Here is a 22,109-nt window from a genome sequence, read left to right as displayed (position 1 = left end):
CGCGGACAACGGAAAGAGGGAGAAGAGACCATGGCGATTTTCCTGACCAAGGAGAGCAAGGTCCTCGTCCAGGGCATGACCGGTGCCGAGGGCATGAAGCACACCCGCCGGATGCTGGAGGCCGGGACCGAGGTCGTCGGCGGCGTCAACCCGCGCAAGGCGGGCCAGAGCGTCGACTTCGACGGCAGGGCGGTCCCCGTCTTCGGCTCCGTCGCCGACGGCATCGCGGCGACCGGCGCGGACGTCACCATCGTCTTCGTGCCGCCGCCGTTCGCGAAGGCGGCGGTACTGGAGGCCGTCGACGCGGGGATCGGCCTCGCCGTCGTGATCACCGAGGGCATCCCCGTCCATGACGCGGTCGTCTTCCAGGCGTACGCCGCGAAGAGCGACACCCGGATCATCGGGCCCAACTGCCCAGGGCTCATCAGCCCCGGACAGTCCAACGCCGGCATCATCCCGGCGGACATCGCGACCAAGCCCGGCAAGATCGGACTGGTCTCCAAGTCGGGCACGCTGACGTACCAGTTGATGTACGAGCTGCGCGAGATCGGCTTCTCGTCGGCGGTCGGTATCGGGGGAGACCCCGTCGTCGGCACGACACACATCGACTGCCTCGCCGCGTTCGAGGCCGACCCGGACACCGAACTCATCGTGCTCATCGGCGAGATCGGCGGCGACGCGGAGGAGCGTGCGGCGGCGTACATCGCGGACCATGTGACCAAGCCGGTGGTCGGCTACATCGCGGGCTTCACCGCGCCCGAGGGCAAGACGATGGGCCACGCAGGGGCGATCGTCTCGGGCTCGTCGGGCACGGCGGAGGCGAAGAAGAAGGCACTGGAAGCCGTCGGAGTCCGCGTCGGCTCGACGCCCTCGGAAACGGCCCGCCTGGTGCTCGACCGCATAGCGGTCAGCGCCTGACACGACCCGGGGCGTGTTTCGGAAGCCCTGTGCGGGGCACGGCGGCCTTGTGGCGTCCCCCGGGCGCACGGGTGACTTCCGAGACACGCCCCGGGAGGGGCCGGTCCCGGTCGGGACGGGCGACATCCCGTCTCCCCGGCGGACCGTCCCCGCCGGCGGGCGGCGCGCGTGTGCCTGGTGATCAGCCGGGCCGCCGCCCCGCCCGGCGTCCGGGATTCAGCCCGTTCGGCTCGGGACAGTCCGGGTCGGGTGGCCCGTCCCGGTCGGGATGGGCGACGACTCGTCTCCCCGGCGGGCCGTCCCCGCCGCCGGGTGGCGCGGTCGTGTGCCCGGTGATCAGCCGGGCCGCGATCTGGTCCGTCCGGCCACCCCTGGTCCGCCCGGCGTCCGGGATTCAGCCCGTCCGGCGTTTGAGGACGAACCGGCCACCGGGCGGGCCCGGTGAGAACAACACGCTCCACCCCTGCCGTACCCGGACGACCCGTGCACCTCGTCCGGCATCCGCGCTCACGCGCCCCGCCCCTTCACGAGCGGAGAACCCTCAATGGCACCCACCCTCATCCTCAAGCCGGGCACCGCGTGGTCCGACGCCTGGCAGCAATGCCTCGCCATCGCGCCCGAGGCCTTCCGGGAGGACCACGTCCTCAACCTCTGGGATGCCACCTGGCAGTCCGGCGGCCGTACCCTCCCCGCCTACAGCGCCGTCGACGGCAGCCCCATCGTCGGGCCGCCGCGGCTCGGCGCCGAGGCCGCCCAGCAGGCCGTACGCGCCTCGCTCGACCAGCACCGCGCCTGGCGGCACGTCCCGCTCGCCGAGCGCCGCGCCCGCGTCGGCGCCACGCTCGACGCCCTGACCGAACACCGCGAGTTGCTCGCCCTCCTCCTCGTCTGGGAGATCGGCAAGCCCTGGCGGCTCGCCCAGGCGGACGTCGACCGCGCCATCGACGGCGTGCGCTGGTACGTCGACGGCGTCGAACCCATGCTGGATGGCCGCACCCCGCTGCCGGGCCCGGTCTCCAACATCGCCAGCTGGAACTACCCCATGTCCGTGCTGGTCCACGCCATGCTCGTGCAGGCGCTCGCCGGCAACGCGGTGATCGCCAAGGCGCCCACCGACGGCGGTGTCGCCTGCCTCACCCTGGCCGCCGCGCTCGCCGTCCGCGAAGGGCTCCCGTTCACCCTGGTCAGCGGCAGCGGCGGGGAACTCTCCGAGGCGCTCGTCCGCTCCCCGGAGATCGGCTGCGTCTCCTTCGTAGGAGGCCGCGACACCGGCGCGCGTATCGCCACCACCGTCGCCGACCTCGGCAAGCGCCACATCCTCGAACAGGAGGGCCTCAACACCTGGGGCGTCTGGAACCACTCCGACTGGGACGCGCTCACCGCCGTCATCCCCAAGCTGTTCGACTACGGCAAGCAGCGCTGCACCGCGTACCCGCGCTTCGTCGTCCAGCGCTCCCTCTTCGCCGATTTCCTCGGGGCCTATCTGCCCGCCGTCCGCTCCATCCGGCTCGGCCACCCGCTGGCCGTCGAGCACCCCGACGACCCGCTTCCCGAACTCGACTTCGGCCCGCTCATCAACGCGGCCAAGGTCAAGGAGCTGGACGACCAGGTCGCCGAGGCCATCGACCGCGGCGCGGTCCCCATCCACCACGGATCGCTCGCGGACGGGCGCTTCCTGCCCGGCCAGGACACCTCCGCGTACCTCGCGCCGGTGACGCTGCTGGGCCCGCCGCCCTCCTCGCCGCTGCACCACGCGGAGCCCTTCGGCCCGGTCGACACCATCGTCCTGGTCGACACCGAGGCGGAACTCCTCGCCGCGATGAACGCCTCGAACGGGGCACTGGCCGCGACGCTGGCGACCGACGACCCCGAGACGTACGCCAGGCTGTCCCCGCAGATCCGCGCCTTCAAGGTCGGCCACGGCAAGCCGCGCTCCCGCGGCGACCGCGACGAGCTCTTCGGCGGCTTCGGGCACTCCTGGCGGGGCGCCTTCGTCGGCGGTGAACTGCTCGTGAAGGCCGTCACGAACGGTCCCGACGGGGAGCGCCCGCCGGGCAACTTCCCGGACTACCACCTGATGCCGTGACGGTGAATCCGGCACGGCCCTGAACCGGGATCGGCTGAGGTCGCTCGGACCCCTCCTCAGCCGATTCCTCCATATCCTCGCAGGTCAGGGCGAGTGCTAGCCTCGTAGCCATGGACCCGAAGGATCTCGCCGACCTCGCGCATCTGCGCCGGGCGCGCGATCTGATCGACCGCGAGTACGCGCGCCCGCTCGACGTGCCCACGATGGCCCGCCACGCGCTCATGTCGCCCGCGCACTTCTCGCGGCGGTTCCGCGCGGCCTACGGCGAGACGCCGTACAGCTATCTCATGACCCGCCGCATCGAGCGCGCGATGGCGCTGCTCCGCGCCGGCACGAGCGTGACCGACGCGTGCATGACAGTGGGCTGTACGTCCCTCGGCTCGTTCAGCTCCCGGTTCACCGAGATCATGGGGGAGACGCCGAGCGCGTACGCCGCCCGCGAGCACGGGGCCGTCACGGCGATGCCCGCCTGTCTGGCGAAGGTGCTCACCCGCCCCACCAGGCGGCCACCGAGCAGGATCCGAGAAGCGGGCCCCGAAGGCGCGGCCTAGCGTTGACGGTATGACCATCGCACTCCAGTACTCGCACATCACTGTCAACGACCCCGACGAGGCCCTCACCTTCTACCGTGACGCGCTCGGCCTGGAGGTCCGCAACGACGTCGCCTCGGGCGGATTCCGCTGGGTCACCCTCGGCAGCCCGACCCAGCCGGGCCTCGAACTCGTCCTCTCGCAGCCGCACGCCGGCCGCTCGCAGGCCGACGGCGACGCCCTCCAGGAGCTGCTCACCAAGGGCGTCCTGACCCAGATCGTCTTCCGCACCGACGACGTCGACGCGACCTTCGAGAAGGTACGGTCGGCCGGCGCCGAAGTGCTCCAGGAGCCCATCGACCAGCCCTGGGGCCCACGCGACTGCGCGTTCCGCGACCCCTCGGGCAACACGGTCCGGATCTCCCAGGAGCCGAAGCCCGCCTAGCCGGCGCACGCCCCCGGCACCGTACGCTCCACCGCGCCGCGCAGGAGCGTACGGTGCCGCCCGAACCCGCCCCGCACCGGCCCCGCCGCGCCCCGGACCATGGGATATGCGGGTGAAGAGCACCCCTGAGCCCTGGTATCGTTCATTACGTCGCCCGGCGGAAACGTCGAGGTTCGACCACTCGTCCGGGTGGCGGAATGGCAGACGCGCTAGCTTGAGGTGCTAGTGCCCTTTATCGGGCGTGGGGGTTCAAGTCCCCCCTCGGACACGATGGGTATTTCACGTAATTGCCTTGCTTGGCTTCACAGAACTCCCAGCACGGATTCGTCCGGGCTGGGAGTTCTTCGTGTGTACGGGATCTTGTTCGGAAGAGGCCCGACTGCGGAGCCTGGCGGCGTCGTTTGACCGGTTCATCCCATTGGTGTTGGTGGGGCGGGTGTGCGGGAGGCGCATGGAGGCGGCGTGGTTGGGGCAGCGCAGGTGTCCGGCGAGGGCGGGGCCTTTGAAGCGCTGGTAGCCGTCGGTGTCTGGGCGGCTGTGCGGGGTGAAGGCGTAGGCGGCGCGCTGGTCGTAGCGGGCGCGGACAGGGTGAGCCCATTGGGCGGGGTGCAGTAGGAGTAGCCCCGCTCGCCCGGCGACTCGCTGGTCGGGTTCGGGCCTCGTGGCAGTATCGTCACCCACCTCGGCGGGAAGAAACAGGTCCAGATCCACGACCTGACGGGCGACGCTGCCTCCGACACTCTGCCGGTCGCGGGAGGGGACGACTGGACGGCGGGCTTTGTCAACGTCCACGGCCTGACCATCGACACCGGCACCCTGCGCCAGACCTTCGACCTGCGCCCCGACACACAGTTCCGTGCCCTGTGCGCCGCCACAGGGCGCGACTACATCACGGCCGAACGTAAGCTGCTTCCGGAGGGAACCCCGTCGAAGCCGCCCTGCGAGTTACTCACGGCCCGATCCCCAAGGCGCCCCTGTCGCCGTCACCTTCGGCGTGCAGCTCGGACAGGACCTGAAGCTGGGCATCGTAAACGGCAGCGGGCAGGCGCATCTGACGGTCACCGCCACCTGGAAGCCCGTGGCGTGACGGAAGCGTTGATTCGCAGCCATGGACGCGTGCCACGCCTCGCGTGGCGCGTGCCTTCGCCGCACCCGTTCCACATCGGCCGGCCCGGCCGTCTTCGTCTGCGGTCTGGACGAGGGGGCCGCGGGTTTCCTCGACCGAACCAACTGGCCGCCCGCTCACGGAATACTGGCCAAGCGTCTGGGTCGGCGGCCTGCACCACCGCGGTGCCCCCCGCCGCGGCCAACGCGGCCATGCCCTTCCTCTGCCCGCCCAGGCTCGCCGGCCGATCAGAGCGAAGTAGCCGCTTTGACCGCGTCGGTCGCGGGCGGGGGGCCACGGTGCCCTGCGGCAGTGCCGACACACTGCGATCCGCGAGTGCCACGGCAGGACCGTCATCACACCCATCGGCGAACCGGGGCCTGAAGTGGGCACTGGGCCCGCCGAACCAATAGGCGGACGGAAGCGTCTATCCCGAAAACCAGCGAGGCACGTAGAGCACTTCAGGAGGCTTCGTCTTGGCGGCACCGCTTCTTCCCGGCGACCCACGGCAGTTGGGCACCTTCTATCTCGATGGCCGCCTCGGCGCGGGCGGTCAGGGCGTGGTGTACGAGGGCTACGACGCCGAAGGCGGACGGGTGGCCGTCAAGGCTCTCCACGGGGTGAGTGACAGCGACCGGGACAGGCTCCGCAAGGAGATTGAGGCCTGGCGCCTGGTGGAGCCCTTCTGCACCAGCAAGGTGCTCCACGAGGACCTCGACGGTCCGATCCCATTCGTCGTCAGCGAGTATGTGGCCGGCTCGGATCTGCGGCACACGGTCGACACCGGCGACCCGTACGAACCGGAAGAGCTGCGCCGTCTGGCGATCGGCGTGGCCACGGCGCTGGTAGCCATCCACCGGGCTGGCGTGGTGCACCGCGACCTCAAGCCGGAGAACATCCTCCTGGGCCCCGACGGCCCTCGGGTGATCGACTTCGGCATCGCCCGGATCGTGGAGGGGACTGCAACTGCGGGGGTGCCCATGGGCACCCTTCGCTACATGCCGCCCGAGCGCTACCGCGGCGAGCACGGCGACGGAAAGGTCGACGTCTGGGGCTGGGGCGCCGTCATCCTGTTCGCCGCGACCGGCCGCCACGCCTTCGACGGCGAAAGCGCGGTGGAGCTGACGTACAAGGTCGCCACCCACGAACCCGACACCTCGATACTCGACGAACCGCTCCGTTCCCTCGTCACGGCATCGCTGTCCAAAGACCCCGCGGACCGGCCGACATCAGAGCAACTGCTCCTGTCCCTCGTCGGCCGCACGGACCTCGCCGAGGTCGTGAAGGACATCGTTTCCCGAAACCCGTTCGAGCCCGTCAAGCCCTCCCGGGCCGAGGTGGCGGAGGACGTGTTCGCCCGCCTGGACAGCAAGGCGCGGGAAGTCGTCCCCCAAGTGCTGCTGCGCCTGGTCGCCCCGGGCGAACGCGCCGAGGACACGCTGCGCTCGGCGCGCCGGCCCGAGTTCGCCGACGGCCGGACCTCGGAGCAGGTCCTGGAACAGGTCCTGCAAGCGTTCACCGAGGCGGGGATCCTGGTCTGGAAGGACGAGTCCGTCACTTTGTCCAGCGCCGCGCTTATCCGGGCCTGGCCCCGCCTGCGCGACTGGGTCGAGGACGAACGCGACGGCCTGGGCGTCCATCAGCGCCTGTCCGAGGCATCACGGGTCTGGGAAGACCACAGCCGTAAGAACAACGACCTGCTTCAGGGAACAGCCCTGGAACGCGCGAGGAACTGGGCCGCGACGGAGCGCCGCCACCTCACGCTCAACCGCACCGAACACGATTTCCTGCAAGCCGGATCGGGACTGGCCCGCCGCCGAGGCCGGTTACGCATGCTGCTCAGCGCCGTCCTGGCCGTCTTGCTGGTCATCGCGGTCGGCGCGGCCGGTGTCGCCTTCGACCAGCGGCAGACCGTCGTAGGCCAGCGTGACCGCGCCACCTCCGCCCAGGTGGCCGGCGTAGCCCAAGCCGTGCGCCGCACCGATCCCGAGCTCGGCCGGCGGCTGGCGGTGGCTTCGGCGCGTCTGGCCGACACCCCCGAATCCTGGTCCGCCCTGCTGGCCCTGCGCAACCAATGGGAGGACGACGCGCTCAAGCTGCCGGATTTCGTGGCGACGGAATCCGATCTCGACGGCACCGGCCAGGTCCTCGTTTCCGCGGCGGAGAACCGCGTCGAGTTCTGGAACGTCCAAACCCGCAAGAGGACCGGTTCCTACACCGCCCCGGCCAGGGTCCACTGGGTGGACCTTTCCGACGACGGCAAGACGGCCGCCGTGAGCACCGACGACGGACACATCCGCCTGCTCGACGCCTCCACCGCCCGCCCGCGCAGCTCCCACACCTATCCCACCGCCAAGCAGGACAACGGCCACTGGCCGAGGATGGCGGTCAGCCCTCTGGGCACGTACCTGATGACCGAAACGGCCGAATCGGACGTGAAGTCCACGCTGGCGATCTGGGACACTCGCACCGCGCGCGAGATCATCACCGTCGACGGCAGCGTGTTCTCCCTCCTCCTGGCGAACACCTCGTTCTCTCCGGACGAACGTGTGCTCTCCGTACCCGGCGACGGCCAGGGAAAGCCGTTCACCTGGTTCGACACGCACACCGAGAAGAAGCTGCCCGTCCCCGTCCCGTATCTCGGCGTCAAGGCCGCCGACATCCAGGGGCCCGTGGTGTTCAGCCCGGACGGGAAGCTCGGAGCCCTGACACTCAGGGGCGGGAAGATCAGCGTGTTCGATCGCGCCAAAGGCTGGGCCGTCAGCAGCGACCTCACCGGCGCGGAGGAGTTCACGGCCTATCCGCTCCTGTTCAGTCCTGACGGCCGGTATCTCATCCAGAACGCCGTCGTCTGGGAAACGCCGCCGTCTTCGTCGCGCACGCCCGTCATGCGCCACGCGACCACTCAGAGCGAGTGCTACCCGTCCACGGCCCTGCGTTTCACGGCCGACGGCTCGAAGCTCCGGTGCGTCGGGGAGGACGGCGTCGTCCGGTCGTTCGACGTCGGCGCCTTCACCAAACCTCCCGCGTCGATCGGCGAGGAGACGTACTACGGAGAGGGGGAGGTGAGCCTGGACCGGCGCACCCTCGCGCTCCGCAAGGACGACATCGAAATCTGGTCTCCGCTTTCGCGGACCAAGCGGTCCACCGTGACCCTGGGCGCCTCGGCGCCGTACGTGAAGAAGATGGAACTCAGCCATGACGGGCGGCTGCTGGCGGTCCTCCTCGGTACCGAGATCCAGATCTGGGACACGGCCAGCAAGAAGGCAGCCAAGCTCGGCACCCTGCCCATCCTGAAGCAGGACCAACTGAGCGGGGCATCGACCGAGTTCGCCTTCTCACCGGACAAAAAGTCGCTCGCCGTCCAGGTTGTGACACAGGACGAGATCAACAAGCTCACGTTCTGGGACCTGCCCACCATGCGCCGGATCCGTGAGGTACGGGCCGACCTCGGCTACCCGACCAACCACGGGGCCGTCATCTTCCACCCCGACGGCAGGTCGGTGATCGCCGCGCCGAACTTCGGCAGGGTCGCGTTCCCCTCCGGCCGGGTCATCACCAAGGGCGCCCCGAGCCTGGAAGTTGACTCCTTGAGCGCTGACGGTGCGACGCTCTACACTCACCCCCGCGCTTTCCGGCCCTATGTCCGATTCTGGGATGCCCGGACGCTCCTGCCGGAAGGAGAAGACCTGCGTACCGGCGCCGTGGCCCCGCCTCTTTTCGCCCCGGAAAGGGCCACTGCCGTCTCGCCCGACGGCCGGCTGTTCGCCACCATGCACAAAGTCGGCCCCTCGTACCAGATCAAGGTGTGGGACAGCCGCTCCCGAACTCAGCTCGGCGTCGCACTCGCGGGGCGCATCGACGAGATCATTACGCTCGCCTTCACCGCCGACGGTTCTTCGCTGATCAGCCTGGACAAGGGCGGCAGGTTCCTCACCCACACCGTCAACCCCGTGCGGCTGGTCCGAGACCTCTGCGCCAAGTCCGGCCCTCTCACCGAACAGCAATGGAAAACCCACATCCCGGACATCCCCTACCGCAAGACATGCTGATCTGGAGGAAACGAACCAGCCGAACTCACCGAGCGCAGGGAAGTACGGACTCTGCGGACACCCTGAAGTCGCCTGCACTACGGTCGAGTTGGCCGTATTCGTGTGCACGACAGGGGCTGGCCCTCGCCGACGCGGTCGGCCTGTGCGCCCCGCCGCTGATGGCGATGTCGGAGAAGCTGCCCGTCGGGTGACGGGTGTTGAGCCCCCTTCCGGCCCTGCGCCTCCCCATACCCCGACCCGCGAAACGGACAAACCGCTGTGGTGGCGCGCCTGCTTAACCTGTGCAGGCGTCTTCCCGGCGGAACCAACCTCGCAGGCCACTGGCTTATGTCAACAACCCACGATGGGCAGTTCACACGACCGCCCAGCTCGGCTTTACAGAACTCCCGGCACGGATTCGTCCGCGCTGGGAGTTCTTTCCGTGTGCACTCTCCCCGCTGCCCGCAGCGTGCGAGCCAGGACTACGGGGCCGCCTCACTCCTGAAGCTCCGCACGGCTCGCGACCGCCGCGCCCAGTCGGCTCACTTCGGCGTCGCCCAGACGCAGTTCCGCAGCGCGGGCGGAGTCGAGGATCGTATCGGGGCGGCGGGCGCCCGGTATGGGGATGAGTACCGGGCTGGTGGACAACAGCCAGGACAGCGCGGTGCGTTGAGGGCTGACGTCGTGGGCGCGGCCTACCTCGGTGAATGCGGCCGTCAGTTCGTCGTCCCTCGTGCCGACCGTGCCCAACGGCCGCCAGGCCAGGAACGCCAGGCCGAGTTCTTCCGCGCGGCGCAGTACCGCGCCGTGCTGGGTGGCGCTGGGCGAGAACTCGTTCTGCACGGCGACGAGGGCCCCGCCCAACAGCTCGTGGGCCAGGTCGAGTTCGGCGACGGTGACGTTGGATACGCCCACCGAGGTGACCGTCTCCTCCGTGAGCAGCCGGAGCAGCGCGATCAGCGAGTCGGCGAAGGGCACCACCGGGTCAGGGGCGTGCAGGAAGAACAGCTCGATGCGGTCGAGGCGGAGCCGGTCGCGGGACGCGGTGGCCGAGCGGACGAGGTGATCGGGGCTGCTGTCGGTGAGCCATCGCCCGTCGCCCGGCCGGACCCGGCCCGCCTTCGTCACCACCGTGACTCCGGCCGCGTCGCCGTCCCAGCTGTCCAATGCGTCGGCGATCAGTGTCTCGTTGTGCCCTACCTCGTCGGCGCCGATGTGATAGGCGGAGGCGGAGTCGATGAGGGTCACTCCGGCGTCGAGCGCGGTGTGGATCGTCGCCATGGCCTGAGCGCGGTCCGGACGCCCCTCGATGGACAGCAGCATGCCGCCCAGGCCGACAGGGAAGACCTTCGAACGCCCGCACGCGCGGGTCGGGTTGGTGAGGTGCGGTGAGTGGTTCATACGGCTCCCTGTCTGTTGATGGTGCTGCCACGCGGCAGCCGCCGGGCGGCGCAACTCCGGTCGGCGAACAGCCGATTCGGCGATCGGCCCGGCGATACCCGGCGGTTGCCGCACGGCCTAGGTCCTGTCCGGTGGATCTTCGCGGATAGCCCGGGGCGTCTGGTGCGGTGCGTCGCAAGGCGCCGAAGTGCCCGCAGGGTGGTTTCCTGTGGGCATTTCGGCAACGCGGCGAGGTGCTGTGCCAGGGGTTTCGGGCCCGCGAAGATCCACCGGACAGGACCTAGCGGCGTACCGCGAGGCGGCCCCGCGAGAAGACGGCGGCGACCTCGTGCGCCGGGTCCGCCAACCGCTCGACGTGGACAGCAGGGTTGTGGCGGGTCAGGACGATGTCGGCGCGGGCGCCGGGGGCGAGCACACCGAGTTCACCGGCCGCGCCGAGCAGCCGGGCACCGGTGGTGGTGGCGCTGCGCAGCACCGCCCAGCCCGGCTGCACCCTGGCCCGCAGCGCGAACTCCCGCGACTGATGGACGTGCATGGCACCGAGCAGGTCGGTGCCGAAGGCGATCGGAGCGTCGGCGGCGTGGGCGTGGGCAAGCGCGGTGAGGCCACTGTCACGCACGGCCGCGACCTTGGCGGTGCTCGCGGGAGGGAGCCCGTGGAGCGGGCCCTCCTCCGCCAGCACCGTGTACGTCACCAGCGTCGGCACGTAGTACGTGTCGTGCCCGGCGAACAGCCGCGCCTCGTCAGGGCCGATCAGATTGCCGTGCTCGATGGTGCGTACGCCCAGTCGCAGCGCGCGGGCCACCGCCTCCGGGGTATAGGCGTGCCCGGCGCAGTAGACGCCCGCCCGCCTCGCCTCGTCGACCGCCGCGCGGATCTCGTCCTCGCTGTACTGCGGGGTGTCGATCCGGTCGGTGGGGCTGGAGATCCCGCCGGAGAGCATCAGTTTCACGAACGACGCCCCGGACCGTACGGCTTCCCGTACGGCGGTGCGCAGCGCGTCTGGTCCGTCGACGATCCGGCCGATGCCGGGCACGGCCGGGTGGTCGTCGGCGTGCAGCCGGCCTCGGGGCCGCAGGTCGCCGTGTCCCCCGGTCTGCGACAGCGCTTTGCCACACACGTACAGCCGGGGGCCGGGCGCCAGCCCCTCGTCCAGGGCGTCGGCCAGTCCGGCATCCGCGCCGCCCGCGTCCCGGACCGTGGTGAAGCCGCGTTCGAGCATCGCGCGCAGCTCCCGTAGCGCGTGGGCGGTGACGTAACTCGGCGGCATCCCGGTGTCGGCCCACTCGTCGGCCGTCACCGAGGTGACGTGAACGTGGCAGTCGATGAATCCGGGGACCGCGTACAGGTCGGTGCCGTCCAGGTCACCGGGCGCGAGTGGGCCGGGAGTGTCGGCCGCGACGGCGGTGATCCGGTCGCCCTCCAGGGTGATCCGCCGGTCCCTGAGCACCTGTTCGCTCTCGGGGTCCACCACGTGGACGTGTCTGATGTCCATTCCGGTACGCCGCTCCTCGTTTCCGCTACGCCGATCCGCCGGTCGCCTGCTCGCTCGCGCCCCCGGCGCTCAGGTGCCGAACAGCTCGTCGACGGTGGTCGTGGTGTTGGCGTTGCCGACCATGAAGCCGTAGTCACCCGGTGCGGTGCGGGTGTAGCCCTCGCGACTGAGCACCAGGATGTTGGAGTCGTAGGGCGCGACGAGCTGTTCCAGCGTCTCGAACGTGTACGGGTCCACGACCTCGCCCAGCACCGTGCCGCCCTTGATCACCTCACCGAGCCGGTCCGGGGTGAAGTGGGAGATCATCGTGCCGCCCTTGGACGGGCGCAGCGTGACGAGTTCGGTCATCACCGTCTGCCGCTCGACGATGGCCTCCGGGGCGCCTGCCAGCATGCCGATGCCCTTGAGCATGTTGCGGCCCTGGCGTACGGCCTTGTCCAGGAAGGCGTTGGTCAGTTGGCCGCCGCCGCCGAGTTCGCAGACGGTCGAGGCGATGCTGTTCTTGATGGCCCACGCGCTGGAGGTGCCCTCGTAGGGCTCGTGGTGGTAGAGCAGCCCGGCGCCGAAGGAGGTGGCCATCTCCCGGCCGTCGTCCATGAGGTACGAGTACTCGACCGTGGAGTACAGGCCGCTGGAGTGGAAGTCCACGAAGTAGTCGGCCTGGAGCATGATCTCGGCGAGCACGGCGGCCAGTTGCTCGGTGACCGAGCCGTTGCGGTCGCCGGGGAAGATGCGGTTGAGGTTGAGGCCGTCCTGCGGTGTGAAGCGGGACATCGCCGCGTACGCGTACGGGTTCGCCACCGGTACGGCGACGATCGTGCCCGCCAGCTCTGCGGGGTCGACCGACGAGACGAACCTGCGTATCTCCTCGGGGCCCATGGCCTCGTCGCCGTGGACTCCGCCGAAGGCGACCAGGGTGGGTCCCGGCCGGGCGCCGGTCAGGCGGTGGACGGTCAGTGCGAGGTCGTGCCCGCTGTCCACGCGGGTGACGGGGACGGTCTCGATGGTGCGGCCGGGCTGCGCGGCCGGGGTCCCGGTGGCTGTGGTGTCGCTCATCCGCTGTGTCTCCTTGCTGGTACGGCAATGGGTACGGGGATCAGTGCTCGGGCTCATATCGGTGCCGGGGGCCCGGGACGGTGTCCCCGGCCGGCCGAGGTCACCGCATCTCGCCGATCGCGGACGCCTCCTGGCGCAGCGCGGGAACGGCTCCTTCGGCGAGGTCGAGGGTGAAGCGGGCGGCCGGCCCGCTGATGGAAAGACCGGCGACCGCCAGACCGTCCGGGCCGATGACGGCGGCGGCCCGGCAGCGCAGGCCCACGCTGTAGGTCTCCTCGTCCACGGCGTAGCCGCGCCGCCGTGCCTCCTCCAGCTCCGGCAGTATCTTCTCCAGCGTGGCCTCGGGGTCGGCCACGTCGGCGCCGCGCAGCAGCGCGAGCTGCCGGGCGCGCGGCAGGCGGGACATGATGGCCTTGCCGAGCGCGGAGTTGTCGGGCGGGATGAACTCGCCGATCCGGTTCACCGCGCGCAGCGGCTGCTCGGACTCGGTGCGGGCGATGATGAACATGCTGTTCCCGACGATGCGTCCGGCCGTCGTGCTCTCGCCGGTGATTCCGGTGAGCAGCCGGGTGGCCTGCTGGAGGCGGTCGTTGCTGTAGAGGTGTTCGCTGACGGCGGCGGCCATGGCGGCGAGCCGTCGGCCGGGCACGAAGCGGTGCGTGGTGGTCTCGTTGAGGAAGCCCCAGGCGACGAGTTGGGCCGTCAGCCGGGACACGGTGGACAACGGCGCTTGGGCCGCCGCCGCCAGTTCGGTGAGTGTCAGCGGCGCGCCTTCGGCGACCACGGACTGTTCCAACAGGTTGAGGATGCGCCCCATGTAGCTGGGTGATTTGGTGTTCTCGGTGGGGGCCGGTCCGGGGACTTCGGTGTCCTCTGCCATGGGTACGTGCCTCTCCTGTCGTCCCAAGTCGGTTGCGTAGGGCGGCTGTTCGGGCGGGGCGGTCACCATCCCGCGGCCCGTCCCGGGCGCCGCGGGTCGCAGTATCCGTGGCGGTGGCCGTCCGCGTCGACTTCCACCGCGTGGACGGAACCGAAGTGCCAGAAGTACGGGGTCGTCAGCCGTACGTCGGCGCCGTAGCGGGTGGCGAGCGTGTCCAGTACCCGCGGATCGACACGGGCCTCGACGGTGAACGGCTGGTCGGTCTGGGCGCCTTGGAAGCGCGGCGCGTCGATCGCCTCGGGCAGGCCGAGGCCGTAGCCGAGGTGGTTGGCCAGCACGATCGCGGTGGCACGCGCGGACAGGCCGGGTGAGCCGAGGGCGAGGTGCGGTGCCCCGTCGCGGGCGACCATGGTGGGTGGGAACGGCGACAGGACGCGCCGCCCTTCGCCGTTGCCGGTGCCCGGGAAGCTGTTGCCGCTGTTGACGGGGATGCCGTCCACCACCAGACCGGTGCCGAAGGTGGTGCCGTAGACGCTGTGGGTCAGCGACGCCATGTTGCCCGCGCCGTCCACCGCCACGACGTGGTCGGTGTTGTTGGTGTGGGGCGTGCCGGGCGGCCGGACGGTACCGCTGCTCGCCGGCACCGGGTCGCGCCTGGCGTTGCCGCGGATCAGCGCGGCCAGCGACGCCGCGAAGTCGGGTGACAGAAGTTCGTCCACCGGTACGTCGTAGGACAGCGGGTCCTTCACGAAGCGTTCGGTGAAGAACTCAGCGAAGGCCATGGCACGCCGCAGCACTTCGAGGGCTTCGGCGTCGCGCGTGTAGTGGCCCATGGCGGGCAGGTCGAAGTTCTCCAGGACGCCGAGCACGAGCGCGATGAGGACGCCCGCGGAGGACGGGGGCGGGGCGCCGACGATCTCGTGGCCCCGGTAGGCGCGGCGCACGGGCTGGGTCGCGCGCGCCGCGTAGTCGTCGAGGTCGCGGACGGTCACGGTACCGCCGGTTTCCCGCACGGCGGTCACGAAGCGGGACGCCCACGCACCGCGGTAGACGTGGTCGGGGCCATCCACGGCGATCCGCCGCATCGTCTCGGCCAGCGCCGGGCGGACCAGCCGCTCCCCGACCGGCGGTACGTGGCCGTCCGGCAGGAATTCGGCGCGGCCCGAGGGGTGGGCGGACAACCGGCCCACGGCGGCTTCGAAGGCTTCGCCGTACAGGAACGAGTACATGGGGAAACCGGCCGCCGCGACCTCGACGGCCGGTGCGAAGTAATCGGCCCAGGGAATGCTGCCGTGGCGCTCCATGGCCAGGTGCATGCCCGCCACGGCGCCGGGGACCGCGACCCGCCGGCCGGAGGAGGCGCCCAGGGCGCCGTCCACCGTCACATAGTGGTCCCAGGTGGCGGACACCGGCGGGTCGTCGCGAGTGTGGTCGAGTTCGCCGTCGATGTAGTCGTAGGTCTGCCGCGCCGCGTCGTAGTGGAGCACCGACATTCCACCGGCCAGCGTGGTCATCTGCGGTTCGACCACGCCTTGCAGGGGGACGGCAGTTAGCACCGCGTCCATGGCGTTGCCGCCGCGCCGCAGGACGTCCAGCATCGCGTCGGCGACGACGGGATGCATGGCCGAGACCATGGCGGTGCCGCCGTGAGCCGCGGTCTTCCGCCCTTGTTCGAGTGCCAGGTCCACGACCGGCCACCGGCCCTCCGTCATACCGACCCCCTTCCCTGGCCCGGCCGCGAGCCCGGCGCCGGGCCGACGCCCATGGCCGACGCCACCAGGCCGACCGGCGGGGAACCCAGGGCCATCAGCTCGCGGTGGAAGCGCGGCAGGGTGAAGTCGCTGCCCCACGCGGTCTTCGCCTGGTCGCGCAGCCGCCGCACGAGGACCTTGCCCCAGGTGTAACGGATGTACGTCGGCTCCCAGACGCCGCGCAGCGCCTCGGCCCGCGCGGCGGGACCCGCCAGGAACGCCTTGCGTTCGAAGAGGGCGACAGCGTCATCGAGGGTGAGTGCACCGGTATGGATACCGAGCGCGGCCTGTACGCGGACGGCCCGCATCATGGCCTCCTGCGCCATGCCGAACTGGTAGAGGGGACTGTCGTCCTGGTAGCCCTCCTCCCACATCATCTCCTCGGCGTAGTGGGCCCAGCCCTCGAAGAACAGCTCGGACCACAGCGTCTTGCGGATCGGCCGGTCGACCTGACCCATCATCAGTGCGTGGCTGCAGTGGCCCGGGCCGATCTCGTGGACGGCCATCACGGCCATCGCGGGCCGGTTGAAGCGGGACAGCCAGGCGCGGTGATCGTCGAGCGACCAGTGCGGGGACGGCCCGGTCACATGGAAGAGCGAGTGGCCTCGCGTCTCCCACGGCGCGGTCCAGCTCACCCTTCCCGCCGCCCAACTCCGCGCGGGCGGGCTGGGTTCGATGACGCACGCCTCGTCCACGATCGGCACCAGATCGCGCTCGCGGACGAAGCGAGCGGCCAGCGCGACCTGGGCCTGAGTGTCGGCGAGGATCCGCGGGAAGTCGCCGTGGTCGGCCCGCACCCGAGCGCTGAGCCGCCGGGTCCGAGCGGCCGGATCGTCGGCGCCCGCGGGGTCGAGGCGGGCTGCGGCATCGTCCAGGATGTCGCTCATCCGCGCGTACTCGCTGTCGGCCATGGCGGCCAGCTCTTCCAGGTCCGCCACAACGCGGTCCTCGCAGCCGAGGAGCGCCGTGAGGTCGGCCCTGCCGAGGCCGGCGGCCGGAGCGGCCTCGCGTGCGGCGTATTCGAGGTGCGCGGTCAGCCGCGCCAGCGCGGCCAGTGCGCGGACACCGTCCTCGCCGTCGTCCTCACGGACCTCGGCGGCCATCCCGCGCGCCGCGGGCAGGAACATCCCGGCGACGGAGGACGACAGTTCGTCCAGCGCCTCGATCGCATTGTCCACGGCGTCCGGCCAGAGCCGCAGGTGGCGGCGCCTGGCCTCCTCGCGTACCGCGCCGTCGTCGTAGGGCCGGTCGTACGACGACAGGTCCAGTGCCTCGATATGGACCCAGGGGTCCCAGCGGTGCTGGCGGATACGGCCGAACCGGGTCCGCATGGCGTTCTCGGTGGCCGCGAGCTGTGCTTCGTCGTGCGCGTCGTCCAGCGCGGGACCGCCGAGCGCGGCGAGCGCCGAGGCCACCCCGGGCGGCGACAGATCGACGATCGTGCCGTCGTACTCGTCGTGCAGTCCTGAGTACTCGCGCAGGTAGGCGGCGTCCAAGTCGCAGACGTGGCGCAGCCGTGGGAACAGCTCAGCCATCGGTGGTCTCCCTGGTGGTGGTACGAGGTCGGGCGGTGTACGGGTAGGCGGTCGCGGGTACGGGGTCGCCTGTATGTCGTCGCGGGCCGCGGTCGGTCACAGTTCCAGTCGGCGTCCGCGCTGGACGACGCGCAGGAGCAGCGCACCGAGTCCGACGACGAGCACCGAGAGCGCGGTCATGATCGTGGACAGGGCGGCGGGCGTCGGGTCCTGGTAGTTGTTGAGGTAGCCGTACATCCACACCGGCAGGGTCTGCTGGTCGGAGTTGAGCAGGAAGATCGACAGGTCGATCTCGTTGAAGCTGACGAGGAAGGCGAAGACTCCGCTGATCAGCAGGGCGGGCGCGATCTGCGGCAGCGTCGTGCCCAAGAAGGCGCGCAGCGGCGAGGCGCCGAGGTCGATCGCCGCGTAGTCGAGGGTGCGGTCGGCCCGCGTCAGGGCCGCGGACAGCAGCACGATCACGAACGGCACGGTCGCCACGGTGTGCGCGAGGACCACGGCCCAGCGACCGGAGGGCAGGCCCGCCCGAGCGAGCAGCATGAACACGGCGAAGCCGAAGGCGATCTTGGGCACCACGACGGGTGAGAACAGCGCCGACTGGACCATTCCGCTGCCCCGGAAGCGGTAGCGCACCAGGGCGACCGCACCGGCGGAACCGAGCAGTACGGCGAGCACGGCGACCAGGGCACCGATCCACACGCTGCCGACGAAGGCGTCCATGACGCCGTCTTGGTGGTAGAGGCTGGTGTACCAGCGGGTGGAGAAGCCGGGCGGCGGCCATACCCCGTAGGAGACCGACGACAGCGAGCTGATCACGACGATCGCGGCGGGCACGAGCTGGAAGGCGTACAGCACGGCCATCCACACCCCGAGTCCGCGGATGCCCCTCGGCGGCGACGGACTGGTCGTGACCCCGCCCTGGTCGGCCTCGGCGAACCGGCGCTGGAGGAGTACGAACGCTCCGGTGGAGACCAGCGCCAGGACCAGCAGCACCAGGGCGCAGACGGAGGCGCCCGGATAGTCCGTGGTGCCGACCAGGGAGTAGATGCTGGTGGACAGGGTCGCGATCCGCCCGCCGCCGAGGAGGCTGGGGGCGGTGAAGCTGGAGATGGCCAGGGCGAAGGTGAGCTGGCAGCCGGCGATGAGCCCCGGTGCGCTCAGCGGCAGGGTGATGGAACGGAAGGTGCGCCAGCGGGAGGCTCCGAAGTCGTCGGCCGCGTCGGCGAGTGTGCCGTCGATCTGGCGGAAGGTGCTGCTGATCGGCAGGACCATCAGCGGCAGCAGCGTGTGCACGAGCGCGATGACGACGGCGCTGCGCTCGTACAGCAGGTGGACAGGACCGATGCCGAACAGGCCGAGCGCGGAGTTGAGGAAACCCTCCTGGCCGAGCAGCAGTTGCCAGGCGTAGACGCTGGCGATGCCGGAGAAGACCAGCGAGGAGAAGACCACCGCGTATCCGGCGTTGCGCCAGCCGGTCCGCTTGGTGTGGTGCAGGGCCAGGGCGGTGAGGTAGCCGACGACCGCGGTGATAGCGGTGACCAGCAGACCGACGAGTACGGTCTGCCAGATCACCGACCAGTAGTAGGAGCTGGTGAGGACTTTGGCCCAGGTGGCCAAGGTGTTGGGGGTGTTGACGCCACCGGGTTGGTACTCCTGCAGGGAGTACTCGACGAGCGACTCCATGGCGAAGGCGAACACCGCGAGCAGCAGCACGATGCTGGGGGCGAGCAGCAGCATTGCGGTGCGCCGGTCGCGGCCCTTGCCGGTGAAGGTTCTGGAGTGTCCTCGGCGGGGTCCCGGCTCTTCGGGGGCGGGGCGCTCCGCCGTGGCCGTCGCCGCCCCGCTCACCTGGGCGGCTTCTCGTATGCCGCCTGGAGGGTTGTCCGCCATCGTGCAGGTCCTTCCGGTCGTGGGTGGACGTCGTCAGAACTGGCTTGTCGGAATTGGGCCGTCAGATCTTGGAGACGACTTCCTCGTTCCACCGCGCGGTCCAGGCGGCCATGTTCTTACCGACGGTGTCCCAGTCGACGTCCACGAACTTCTGGTCGGGGCCCGCGGCGATGGCCGGGATGGCCTTGAGCTTCGAGGCCAGCTTCGACGTGCTGGAGGCGGGAATCTGGATCGAGGTGTCCACCCAGCGCTGGTTCCACTTGGGCTGGAGCATCTCGTTGACGATGTCGTAGCAGACCTCAAGCTGGTCGTCGGAGCTGCCGGAGTTGATGTTCACGCCGACCGGGTCGAAGAAGGCGCCCTCGGTGGGACGGCTGTAGCCCAGCGGCGCGCCCTGGCTGCGCCAGGCGGTCGAGGTGCCCAGGTAGTGCGAGGTCAGCGGGGCCTCGCTGGTGGACAGGACGTTGAGGAACTGGGGGTTGGCCGTCACGATCGTGCGGATGTTCTTGGCGTGCTCGATCCACAGCTCGAAGCCCGGATCCATGTTGTCCCAGCCGCCCCCGTTGAGGTTGGCGGCCATGCCGATGGCCCACCAGGGGACGGTGAAGAAACAGAGCTTTCCGCGCTGGTCGGGCGACCACAGGTCGGTCCAGGACTCGAAGCCCTTGGGATACGTCTTGGTGTTGTAGACCAGCCCCATCTGGTCGGCTCCGAACACCACACCGCAGTGGTCGCGTTCGACGAACTGCGGGTGCAGTTGGGCGGTGTTGGGGATCTTGCTGTAGTCCAGCTTGAGGTACATACCGGTGGCCTTGCCCGTGGCCGTCGCGCCGCCGTTGGAGAAGACCAGGTTGTTCAGCGGCTTGTGCGGGCCGGCCTGGTAGGCGGCGGTCTGCTTGGCGAGATTGAGCGTGTCGTCGATCTTGATCTGTACGTTGGGGTGCTTGTCCTGGTACTCCTTGGCGAATTCTCTCGGCATGACGCCCAGATCGGCGCCCGCGAAGGGGGTCATGGTGATGGTGAGCTTCTTGCCCGAGCCCGAACTCGCGGACGCGCCGGGCTGCTTGTTCGAGGCGCAGGCAGCCAGGAAGAGCCCGGCCGCCACCGCACCGCCGCCGGCCAGCAGCGAGCGCCGCGACACCGGGGTACGGCTTGTTCCTTCTCCTGCGGGCGACGTGGCTCCGGCCGCCGCCTTGTCCCCATTCGAGCTGTCCGTGTTGCTGTGCATGGTCTCTCCCTGGGTGGTCAAGGCACTTCAGATGGTGGGCCCGCGCTCGGCCAGGTCCTGTCCGCGAAGATCCGCCGGACAGGCCCTAGTTGCCGGCGCCGAGCATGACGGCGGCGTCGGACGGCCAGCCGATCTCGACCTCGTCCCCCGCGGCGATCCCCCGTGCGTCCTTGGCGGGGAGTTGTACGACCAGTTCGGGCCCGGAGTCCGCCACGGCCACCTGGAAGCGGATGCTCGCTCCCTGGAAGGTGAGGTCGGTGACGCGGGCGGTGAAGAGATTGTCGAAGCCGGTGGTCAGCCTGGGCCGCATGGCGATGGCCTCCGGCCTGACCGACAGCGCCGTGCCGGGGCCCGGGGTGCGGCAGGTGAAGCCGTCCGCGCGCAGCACCCGGTCATCGACGGCGCCGCGGATGATGTTGGTGTCGCCGAGGAACGTGGCGACGAACTCGGTGGCGGGGCGGTCGTAGAGTTCGTCGGGCCGGCCGACCTGTTCGACGCGGCCCCCGTTCATCAGGGCGATCCGGTCGGAGATGGTGAACGCCTCGGTCTGGTCGTGGGTGACGAAGACGAAGGTGGTTCCGGACTCCTGCTGGATCTGCTTCAGAGCGCGCTGCATCTGTACCCGCAGCCGCAGGTCCAGCGCGCCCAGGGGTTCGTCGAGCAGCAGTACGGCGGGCTTGTTGGCCAGGGCGCGAGCGATCGCCACCCGCTGCTGCTGCCCTCCGGACAACTGCGCGGGCTTGCGGGTGGCGTAACCCGTGAGGTCGACCAGGTCGAGCATGTCGGTGACGGTCGTCCGGATCTCCGCGCGTGACTGGCGGCGGATCTTCGGGCCGAAGGCGATGTTTTCGGCCACGGTGAGGTGCGGGAAGAGCGCCAGTTTCTGGAAGATCAGGTTGGTCGGCCGCTTGTTGGGCGGCACTTCGGTCATGTCCTTGCCCGCGATGGCGACGGTGCCTTCTGTGGGCTGTTCGAGACCGGCGAGTATGCGCAGTGTCGTGGACTTCCCGCATCCCGACGGTCCCAGGAGCGAGAAGAACTCACCGCGCCTGATGTCGAGGTTCATGCTGGTCACCGCGGTCTCGCCGCCGGGATAGGTCTTGCTGACATTGGTCAATCGGGCGTCGAGAGCCGACGGATCGTCCGGGTTCACAGCTTTCACCTGAACTTCCATTCATTGGAACTTGGCTTCCACTGGGGTGGGCAGGACGCTAAGTGAGTAACAAGGGTGCGGTCAACGGTCGATGACGAAGTTCTTGAATCGGCGACGATTCTCAGGGCACTGTTCCAGCCATCCGGCCGGACTCGGAAGCGGGCACAGGGCCCGCTCGCCCGAGCGCTCAACACCCGTCTGTCACCTGGGAGTTCACTCCCTCGGCTGCGTCCGGGCCGGCCCGGACGGAGCGCCGTCGCACCGGGCCCGAATACCCGTACGATCCGTCCGGTAAAATCTGTGTTACGCGCGTGGCCTGTACAGCGCCCTCACGGACCGGAGCACCGGCACAGGGCAGCGAGTCATGTGAACCACCCACCGGCTGAGACCCCACCAGGGGCAGCGCGGCACCCCGCGCGCCCGTGGTCGGAACCAGTACATGGCTCGGGCCGTTCCACCGGCCGACGGGCGGATGACACCGCAAGGTCGCGCGGAGCGGGGATTCCTAGAGGGTGTCTTCAAAGTAGCGCCGTCCGCCTGCAAGGCGGGGCCCGCGGCGGCTGGTGCGTGCGATCGCAAGGCGGAGGATCGCTCTCGTACTGGAC

The 22,109-nt window shown here is 70.0% G+C and carries 14 protein-coding genes, 1 tRNA gene and 1 pseudogene; 7 read left to right on the top strand and 9 right to left on the bottom strand.

Annotated elements, in window-relative coordinates; genetic code table 11:
• Positions 1 to 30 precede the first annotated feature (30 nt).
• The 7 genes and pseudogenes from sucD (at position 31) to ACFWV8_RS28465 (ending at position 9,136) form a co-directional block, all read left to right on the top strand.
• Positions 31 to 918, top strand: a complete 888-nt coding sequence (gene sucD / locus ACFWV8_RS28495) for a succinate--CoA ligase subunit alpha (RefSeq protein WP_384209834.1) — start codon at positions 31 to 33, stop codon at positions 916 to 918.
• Between the two features lie 544 nt (positions 919 to 1,462).
• A complete protein-coding gene (locus ACFWV8_RS28490) occupies positions 1,463 to 3,004 on the top strand; it encodes an aldehyde dehydrogenase family protein (RefSeq protein WP_384209829.1) in 1,542 nt (513 codons plus the stop codon).
• Between the two features lie 110 nt (positions 3,005 to 3,114).
• A complete protein-coding gene (locus tag ACFWV8_RS28485; RefSeq protein WP_384209824.1) occupies positions 3,115 to 3,555 on the top strand; it encodes a helix-turn-helix transcriptional regulator in 441 nt (146 codons plus the stop codon).
• Positions 3,556 to 3,565: 10 nt separating this feature from the next.
• Positions 3,566 to 3,979 carry a VOC family protein gene (locus tag ACFWV8_RS28480; RefSeq protein WP_384209818.1) on the top strand — a complete coding sequence of 138 codons (414 nt, stop codon included), beginning with the start codon at positions 3,566 to 3,568 and terminating at the stop codon, positions 3,977 to 3,979.
• Between the two features lie 183 nt (positions 3,980 to 4,162).
• Positions 4,163 to 4,247, top strand: a tRNA-Leu gene (locus ACFWV8_RS28475).
• A gap of 708 nt (positions 4,248 to 4,955) precedes the next feature.
• A pseudogene (locus ACFWV8_RS28470) lies at positions 4,956 to 5,066 on the top strand (CU044_2847 family protein); the annotation flags it as partial.
• Positions 5,067 to 5,560: 494 nt separating this feature from the next.
• Positions 5,561 to 9,136 carry a protein kinase gene (locus ACFWV8_RS28465; RefSeq protein ID WP_384209813.1) on the top strand — a complete coding sequence of 1,192 codons (3,576 nt, stop codon included), beginning with the start codon at positions 5,561 to 5,563 and terminating at the stop codon, positions 9,134 to 9,136.
• Positions 9,137 to 9,610: 474 nt separating this feature from the next.
• On the opposite strand, the gene ACFWV8_RS28460 is transcribed toward ACFWV8_RS28465, so the two are convergent.
• The 9 genes from ACFWV8_RS28460 to ACFWV8_RS28420 form a co-directional block, all read right to left on the bottom strand.
• Positions 9,611 to 10,516 carry an aldo/keto reductase gene (locus ACFWV8_RS28460; RefSeq protein WP_384209808.1) on the bottom strand — a complete coding sequence of 302 codons (906 nt, stop codon included), beginning with the start codon at positions 10,514 to 10,516 and terminating at the stop codon, positions 9,611 to 9,613.
• Between the two features lie 280 nt (positions 10,517 to 10,796).
• Entirely contained in the window at positions 10,797 to 12,011 is a 1,215-nt protein-coding gene (locus ACFWV8_RS28455) for an amidohydrolase family protein (protein ID WP_384209800.1), read from the bottom strand.
• Between the two features lie 69 nt (positions 12,012 to 12,080).
• A complete protein-coding gene (locus tag ACFWV8_RS28450; protein ID WP_384209795.1) occupies positions 12,081 to 13,067 on the bottom strand; it encodes a succinylglutamate desuccinylase/aspartoacylase family protein in 987 nt (328 codons plus the stop codon).
• A gap of 100 nt (positions 13,068 to 13,167) precedes the next feature.
• A complete protein-coding gene (locus ACFWV8_RS28445; protein ID WP_329379168.1) occupies positions 13,168 to 13,947 on the bottom strand; it encodes an IclR family transcriptional regulator in 780 nt (259 codons plus the stop codon).
• 62 nt (positions 13,948 to 14,009) lie between these two features.
• Positions 14,010 to 15,659, bottom strand: a complete 1,650-nt coding sequence (locus tag ACFWV8_RS28440; RefSeq protein WP_384209786.1) for a gamma-glutamyltransferase family protein — start codon at positions 15,657 to 15,659, stop codon at positions 14,010 to 14,012.
• Positions 15,656 to 17,233: a DUF885 family protein gene (locus tag ACFWV8_RS28435; protein ID WP_384209780.1), complete on the bottom strand. Its 1,578-nt coding sequence runs from the start codon at positions 17,231 to 17,233 to the stop codon at positions 15,656 to 15,658. The genes ACFWV8_RS28440 and ACFWV8_RS28435 overlap by 4 nt, the downstream gene beginning before the upstream one ends.
• 96 nt (positions 17,234 to 17,329) lie before the next feature.
• Positions 17,330 to 19,123 (bottom strand): ABC transporter permease, encoded by a 1,794-nt coding sequence (locus ACFWV8_RS28430; RefSeq protein WP_384209774.1) that lies wholly within the window; start codon positions 19,121 to 19,123, stop codon positions 17,330 to 17,332.
• 61 nt (positions 19,124 to 19,184) lie between these two features.
• On the bottom strand, positions 19,185 to 20,351 hold the full coding sequence (locus tag ACFWV8_RS28425) for a PotD/PotF family extracellular solute-binding protein (protein WP_384209767.1): 1,167 nt from the start codon (positions 20,349 to 20,351) through the stop codon (positions 19,185 to 19,187).
• Positions 20,352 to 20,436: 85 nt separating this feature from the next.
• A complete protein-coding gene (locus tag ACFWV8_RS28420) occupies positions 20,437 to 21,513 on the bottom strand; it encodes an ABC transporter ATP-binding protein (RefSeq protein WP_384209762.1) in 1,077 nt (358 codons plus the stop codon).
• Positions 21,514 to 22,109: the final 596 nt, after the last annotated feature.

Origin of the sequence: Streptomyces sp. NPDC058665, assembly GCF_042714995.1 — a bacterium.
Classification (GTDB): Bacteria; Actinomycetota; Actinomycetes; order Streptomycetales; family Streptomycetaceae; genus Streptomyces.
This window is presented reverse-complemented; position numbering and strand designations above follow the sequence as displayed.

What these genes read in the sequence shown, in the direction of transcription:
- sucD (WP_384209834.1), top strand. Translation starts at nt 31, where the DNA reads ATGGCGATTTTCCTGACCAAGGAGAGCAAGGTCCTCGTCCAGGGCATG.
- ACFWV8_RS28490 (WP_384209829.1), top strand. Translation starts at nt 1,463, where the DNA reads ATGGCACCCACCCTCATCCTCAAGCCGGGCACCGCGTGGTCCGACGCC.
- ACFWV8_RS28485 (WP_384209824.1), top strand. Translation starts at nt 3,115, where the DNA reads ATGGACCCGAAGGATCTCGCCGACCTCGCGCATCTGCGCCGGGCGCGC.
- ACFWV8_RS28480 (WP_384209818.1), top strand. Translation starts at nt 3,566, where the DNA reads ATGACCATCGCACTCCAGTACTCGCACATCACTGTCAACGACCCCGAC.
- ACFWV8_RS28460 (WP_384209808.1), bottom strand. Translation starts at nt 10,516, where the DNA reads ATGAACCACTCACCGCACCTCACCAACCCGACCCGCGCGTGCGGGCGT.
- ACFWV8_RS28455 (WP_384209800.1), bottom strand. Translation starts at nt 12,011, where the DNA reads ATGGACATCAGACACGTCCACGTGGTGGACCCCGAGAGCGAACAGGTG.
- ACFWV8_RS28450 (WP_384209795.1), bottom strand. Translation starts at nt 13,067, where the DNA reads ATGAGCGACACCACAGCCACCGGGACCCCGGCCGCGCAGCCCGGCCGC.
- ACFWV8_RS28445 (WP_329379168.1), bottom strand. Translation starts at nt 13,947, where the DNA reads ATGGCAGAGGACACCGAAGTCCCCGGACCGGCCCCCACCGAGAACACC.
- ACFWV8_RS28440 (WP_384209786.1), bottom strand. Translation starts at nt 15,659, where the DNA reads ATGACGGAGGGCCGGTGGCCGGTCGTGGACCTGGCACTCGAACAAGGG.
- ACFWV8_RS28435 (WP_384209780.1), bottom strand. Translation starts at nt 17,233, where the DNA reads ATGGCTGAGCTGTTCCCACGGCTGCGCCACGTCTGCGACTTGGACGCC.
- ACFWV8_RS28430 (WP_384209774.1), bottom strand. Translation starts at nt 19,123, where the DNA reads ATGGCGGACAACCCTCCAGGCGGCATACGAGAAGCCGCCCAGGTGAGC.
- ACFWV8_RS28425 (WP_384209767.1), bottom strand. Translation starts at nt 20,351, where the DNA reads ATGCACAGCAACACGGACAGCTCGAATGGGGACAAGGCGGCGGCCGGA.